This window comes from Kitasatospora sp. NPDC047058 (assembly GCF_040643935.1).
Classification (GTDB): Bacteria; Actinomycetota; Actinomycetes; order Streptomycetales; family Streptomycetaceae; genus Kitasatospora.
Genome location: NZ_JBEYVJ010000787.1, coordinates 1 through 1,786, shown reverse-complemented (window position 1 = coordinate 1,786; position 1,786 = coordinate 1). Strand labels below are relative to the sequence as shown.

Annotated in this window: 1 protein-coding gene; it reads right to left on the bottom strand. The window is 76.8% G+C overall.

The window, feature by feature from the left end; translation table 11 throughout:
• Positions 1–1,786 (bottom strand): amino acid adenylation domain-containing protein (locus tag ABZ885_RS40500; RefSeq protein WP_360200117.1); only part of this gene is annotated, 1,786 nt, incomplete at both ends.

The following is a 1,786-nucleotide window of genomic DNA, read 5'->3' as shown; positions in this document are numbered from 1 at the left end:
GTGCGGGGTGCGCGGGCGGCGTCGGAGGTGGACGCGGCGGGGGCGGGGAGGGCGCGGCGGTCGAGCTTGCCGTTGGGGGTGAGCGGGAGGGTGTCGAGCAGGACGACGGCGGACGGCACCAGGTAGGAGGGCAGCCGGAGGGCGGCCGCGGCCCGCAGTTCGACGGGGTCGGGGGTGTCACCGGCCGTGGGGACGAGGTAGGCGACGAGCCTCTGGTCACCCGGGCGGTCCTCGCGGAGCAGGACGGCGGCCTGGGCGATGTCGCTCCGGCCGGTGAAGTGGGCCTCGATCTCGGCGGGTTCGATGCGGAAGCCGCGGAGTTTGATCTGGTCGTCGGTGCGGCCGAGGAACTCCAGCCGGCCTTCGCCCTGCCGGTCGTGGTGCCAGCGGCCGAGGTCGCCGGTGCGGTACATCCGGGAGCCGGGCGCGCCGAACGGGTCGGGCAGGAAGCGCTCGGCCGTCGCACCGGGGCGGCCCAGGTAGCCGCGGGCCAGGCCGGCGCCGGCGATGAACAGCTCGCCCGGCACACCGACCGGCACCTGCCGCAGCCCGGCGTCCAGCACCTGGACCCGCATGTTGTCGAGGGGGCGGCCGATCGGCACGGTGGTGCCGAGTCCGTCCCCGGCGGCCATCGGGTGCCGGGTGGCGAACACGGTGGTCTCGGTGGGGCCGTAGCCATCGACCACCCGCAGCTCCGGGTGGGCGTCGAGCACCCGGCGCACCGCGGCCGCCGGGACGACGTCGCCGCCGGTCAGGACCTCGCGCACGCCGGCCAGGCTCTGCGGCGCGTCCTCGGCGAGCAGCCGGAACAGGCCGGCGGTCAGCCACAGCGCGGTGATCCGGTGCTCGGCGACCAGGCGGCCGATCCGCTCGGCGTCCAGCTCGCCGGCCGGCGCCACCACCACCTGGCCGCCGCTCAGCAGCGGGACCCACAGCTCGTAGGTCGCCGCGTCGAAGGCGTGCGGGGAGTGGAACAGCACCCGCCGGTGGTGGCCGTCCCGCCGCCACCAGTGGTCGGCGGCCAGCGCGGCCACGTCCGCGTGGGTGACGGCGACGCCCTTGGGCGTGCCGGTGGAGCCGGAGGTGTACATCACGTAGGCGAGCCGCTCCGGCTGGACGGCCGGGAGGGGGTGGGCCGGGACGGCGCGGGCGGGGGCGTCCGGCAGCGGCGCCGAGACGTCCACCACCTGCACGCCGGCCGCCGCCCGGTCCCGGACGAACGGCAGGTCGCGGGTGGCCGCGTCCACCAGCAGCAGTTCGGCGCCGGTGTCGGCCAGCACCAGCTCCATCCGCTCGGCCGGCCAGCTCTCGGACAGCGGCACGTACGCGCTGCCGGCCCGCACCACGGCCAGCGTGCCGGCCACCAGCGCCGTCGAGCGCTGGAGGAGCAGGGCGATCCGGCTCTCCGCCCCCGCGCCGAGGGCGATCAGGTGGCGCGCCAGCAGGTCCGTGGCGGTGTCGAGTTCGGTGTAGCTGAGGGTCTCGGTGCCGCAGACGACGGCGGTGGCGTCCGGGGTGCGGGCGGCCTGGGCGGCGAACAGCTTCGGCAGGGCGGCGGTGGGCAGCGGGTGGACGGCGCCGGTGGCCAGCGCGGCGAGTTCGGCCCGGCCGTCCGCGCCCAGCAGGTCGATGTCGTGGATGGGGGTGTCGGGGTGGTCGGCGGCGCTGCGCAGGATGCGCTGGAACTGGTCGGCGAGGCGTTCGATGGTGGTCGGTTCGAAGAGGTCGGCGGCGTACTCGATGGTGACGGTGAGGCCGCCGGGGGCGCCGTCGGCGGTCCGGTGCT